Below are 3,872 nucleotides of genomic sequence, written 5' to 3' on the forward strand. Positions count from 1 at the left end.
ATGATTTTATCTTTTAAATTATCTTGTAGCATTTGTGTTAGATATTCTAATATCGCGTCTTTATGTGTAGGCATTAGTTCCATGTTTTGCACATAATAAGCGACACTTCCTTTTCCTTTTCCAAATCTTATGATTTTAGATTTTATTAGATTTAGATTATTGAGTAGCTTTATATCTAATTCTAGTGTGCGTTTACATACTTTTTTTGCAGCATCATTTTCTAATAATTTAAGTACTATTTTTTGGATATCACAAGCTGAATATTCTTCAATTCCCATTGATTGTTTATAATTTGTATTTTTAGTATTGATTGCCCAATAAATTTTAATTATTCTGTTATATCGTTTTAGCATCTTGATTATTTGCAATTTAACATATGACATTCGTATTGTTTGACTATTATTGGGATCTTTATGAATATTTAGTTCTACAAGGCTTTTTAATATTGCATTTATTTGACCTTCTGGGTCTTGAAATTTGAAATTCTTATTATCTTTTGGTATACTTAGCATAGTTTTGTTTTATTTTTGTCCAAAGTTGAGATTTTCTTTTTTTGAAGAATCTTTGGACTTTAATTTGTATACTATTATATACAAATATTTCACTCTTGACTAGTTTTGCGGTAGGGGTGATTTTTTTATACACTATTCTTTTGATTGAACAAACTTTAGAAACAATTTTTGTGAAATTTTTATTTATATCGTAAAAAAATATGTCATAATTAGTATTTAAGATGTTATTTCGCATCATAAATACTAATTTTAAATTACTTTAAAATTAGTGTCAATAAATTTAAACTCATACTATATTAATTTTTTTATATATTGTAATTTAGTATAACTTAAGAATAATTATGGTTGTTGCAGTTTTAAGTTATTATTGTGAGATTATATTAAAGATATGTTTATTTTTTGTGTAAATCTTTATAAATAATAAACACTATTCAAGTGTTTATTATTTAGTATGTTGTATAAATATTTGTTTTTTTATTGTTTGTTTTAATTGTATGATTTCTTGTTTTAATTGTGTTATTTCTTGTTTTAGTTGCATTGTTGTTTCGTGAATAATTTCGCTTATATCGTTGGTATTGGATATTTCGATATTGTTATCGTATATTTGTATTTCCTTTTTTGTGATTGCTAATTTTTTTGCAATATTTGCTTTAGTTTGTGATTTCAGGTCTTTTATTGTTATGTCTGTCATTAATTCACTGATTATACTTTCTGGAATAAACCTCATATTGTTATATGTGATATATGCATTCAAGAGAGATGCTTTTCTACACATATGTGACTTACTTTTTTTGTAATTGAAATTTGCTTTTAATATTTCTACTACTTCTCCAATTTTATATAAATTTGTTTTTCCTATGATTTTCATTGTGATGCCTCCTATTTAATTAATTAATGGTATATTATTTTTATAATACTTAGAAATTTTAAAATAGTTAATATTTGTTTACAAGTATTAATATATATTAAGTAGCAATATATAATTATAGCTTTAATTTATCTTTTTTTTTGTTTTACGATATTTTTATTTGTAATTATGAGTTAATATATGTAAAATATGAACAAACATATGTTGACTCATAATTTATTATATTGTATATTAAAATAACTAAAATTTTGTAGTTATTGGTATATTGCTACAGGTTTCGGTGATGCTTTCTGAAAAATAAAGCAAATTACTTTGCTTTTGTTGATTTTAATTAAATAAAGTTAGGTTAAGAATGGTAAAGTAATTTTGTTTGTCATTTTCAAGGGTAACAGGAGGGGATTTAGGTGGCTAATAATCTTAAGAAACAACTAAATATCATTGGAACTGTTGTAACAGGAATAGTGATTTGTGTTTCAGGATTGGGAACCTATGCTTTTCAAGGATTTTTAGCTGAACTTAAGAAAGATCTTCTCGAAGAATTACGTGTTGAATCTGAAAACAGACTGAAGAATGAATTTGAATCCCTTAAAAATTTTTTCAAACAAGATTTTAAAAAGGATATTCAAAAATTGAATTTGGAAAGTAAAGAGATGATATCAGAAGTAGAAACTCTTCTGTTCAAAGAAAGACTAAAAATTAAGCGTGCATTCAAAGAAGAATTGGACAAATGTTTTGATTCTTTGAAGAGGGTAGGGGAAGAAGTAAACAGAGTAGGGGAAGAAGTAAACGATGAAAAATAAATTGTTTGTTTTTATTTACAATTTTGCATATAACGTCTTGAAAGATCATTTTATAAAAAAATATAAATCAGAATTGCTCGAAAGTGCTGTTCCATTGAAAAATTCTTCTTATCAAGTGTATGAAAAAATCAAAGAAATAGAAAAACACAGGCTAGTAGTTCCTTTTCAATATAATTTCAAAGAACAAAATAGTGCTATTTGTAAGTTTGGATGTTATTTCTTATGTATTTTGTTTATTTCTTTTGTGGTAAAAGAGATAAAAGACAAGATTGAAAAATGTTTCGATAAATTCGAAGTTGATTTGCTTTTTAAAAGTCTTGCTGATGCTGGATGTTTAAAAGATGTCAATTCGTATGTTCTTGATCCAAATTTAATATTCAAAAGTCTTGGAATTAGTGATGATATTCATTATCTCGATGTACACTACTCCCCTACTGAATATGATCCTGATAGTTGTGATATTTTAATTGGTAAATATAAAGATAGTAAAAGTGATTTATATCATTTTGTGATTATTGATAATGATTTAAATTCTGTTATTTGGGATTCACTTGGTAGTTCCAAAGCTGTAAATGATGGTGTTCTTGAATCTTTACGAGTATTTAAAATTAGTGATTCGTCTATTGTTAATGGCGTTAGGCAAAGACTTGCTTTGTATCGTGAGCAGTTTAATAGAGCATGAAAAAAAATTTATTTTGGGAGGTTTAAAGTGAGTGCAATAAAAAATGTAAATAAACTTTTTGATGCGGTAGTAGCAAAAGATTCTTTACTTGCAGAATTTGATGGTTTTATAGGAGAGTCTAATACTAATCTTGTACGTGAAGGTATGAAATTTACAAGTAACATTCTTAATTTTATTTACTATATCAAGAATGAAATTGCAAAAAACAATGAAGACAAACGTGCATTTGAAATACTTAATTCTAAACTTCAAGGAGCGCTTGATGTAGCTATTGATGCTTGCAGGGCTTTAGAAGATGGTGAGAATTGGGATGAGTATGATAAGCTCATTAAGCTTAGAGGTCAAATTGCTAGTGAGATATTACAAAAAGTTCAAACTGAATCATTATAGGTATAAGCGTTTATGAATAGATTTATTGTAAATAAAAGTTATTTGTTGTCTTTGTTTTTGGTAGTCATATTATTGTCTTGTAAAGGTATTGCAAGTCTGCCTGTTGAACCTGTACTACTAGAGAAAAATGATCCTGTAAGTTTGGCTATTGATGAGGCTGCGTTATTTCAGTATGCATTAAGTCTCAATTTGTGGCTTCTTGATACTAAAGAGTATGTTGATCGTTATTACAAAAGGGACAAATTTCCATATTTTGAACCTTTTGATCCTACATACCAAGGTGATGCTGGTGAATTAGGAATTACTAAGAGAATTGCTTATTACAAACGTTATATAGAAGGAACAAAACCTATTGCTGTTTCTGTGTATCGTAAATATACCCAGGTGTACTTAGAGGAGTAGGGGAAAATATAGTGAATTTGCAACAAGAAGTTGAATTAGAAACTGGATTAGAAGAAGGAGAATCATTAGATTTGGGTACAGATGCTCCTTCTTCTGATGATTTGGTTTCCACAGTGTCTAATGAACCTTCTGAATTTGTTGATGCAGAATTAATATCATCTAATGATGATTCTGATTCTTCTGATTCTGGTTCTTCTGATTCTAATGATTCTGATTCT

7 protein-coding genes are annotated in these 3,872 nt (G+C 26.9%); 5 read left to right on the forward strand and 2 right to left on the reverse strand.

The window, feature by feature from the left end; all coding sequences use genetic code 11:
- On the reverse strand, positions 1-512 hold a 512-nt coding region (locus U880_RS0101490; protein WP_024654487.1), incomplete at its 3' end, for a plasmid maintenance protein.
- A gap of 442 nt (positions 513-954) precedes the next feature.
- Positions 955-1,380 (reverse strand): hypothetical protein, encoded by a 426-nt coding sequence (locus U880_RS0101495; protein ID WP_024654488.1) that lies wholly within the window; start codon positions 1,378-1,380, stop codon positions 955-957.
- Positions 1,381-1,784: 404 nt separating this feature from the next.
- On the opposite strand from U880_RS0101495, the gene U880_RS0101500 reads away from it, so the two are divergent.
- The 5 genes from U880_RS0101500 to U880_RS0101520 form a co-directional block, all read left to right on the forward strand.
- On the forward strand, positions 1,785-2,180 hold the full coding sequence (locus tag U880_RS0101500; RefSeq protein ID WP_024654489.1) for a hypothetical protein: 396 nt from the start codon (positions 1,785-1,787) through the stop codon (positions 2,178-2,180).
- Positions 2,170-2,862, forward strand: coding sequence for a DUF261 family protein (locus U880_RS0101505; RefSeq protein WP_024654490.1), 693 nt, complete (start codon positions 2,170-2,172; stop codon positions 2,860-2,862). Before U880_RS0101500 ends, U880_RS0101505 begins: the two co-directional genes overlap by 11 nt.
- 27 nt (positions 2,863-2,889) lie before the next feature.
- Positions 2,890-3,252, forward strand: a complete 363-nt coding sequence (locus U880_RS0101510) for a hypothetical protein (RefSeq protein ID WP_024654491.1) — start codon at positions 2,890-2,892, stop codon at positions 3,250-3,252.
- 12 nt (positions 3,253-3,264) lie between these two features.
- A complete protein-coding gene (locus U880_RS0101515) occupies positions 3,265-3,654 on the forward strand; it encodes a BBA14 family lipoprotein (RefSeq protein ID WP_024654492.1) in 390 nt (129 codons plus the stop codon).
- Positions 3,655-3,665: 11 nt separating this feature from the next.
- Positions 3,666-3,872 (forward strand): hypothetical protein (locus U880_RS0101520; protein WP_024654493.1); only part of this gene is annotated, 207 nt, incomplete at its 3' end.

Origin of the sequence: Borrelia hispanica CRI, from assembly GCF_000500065.1 — a bacterium.
Lineage (GTDB): Bacteria > Spirochaetota > Spirochaetia > Borreliales > Borreliaceae > Borrelia > Borrelia hispanica.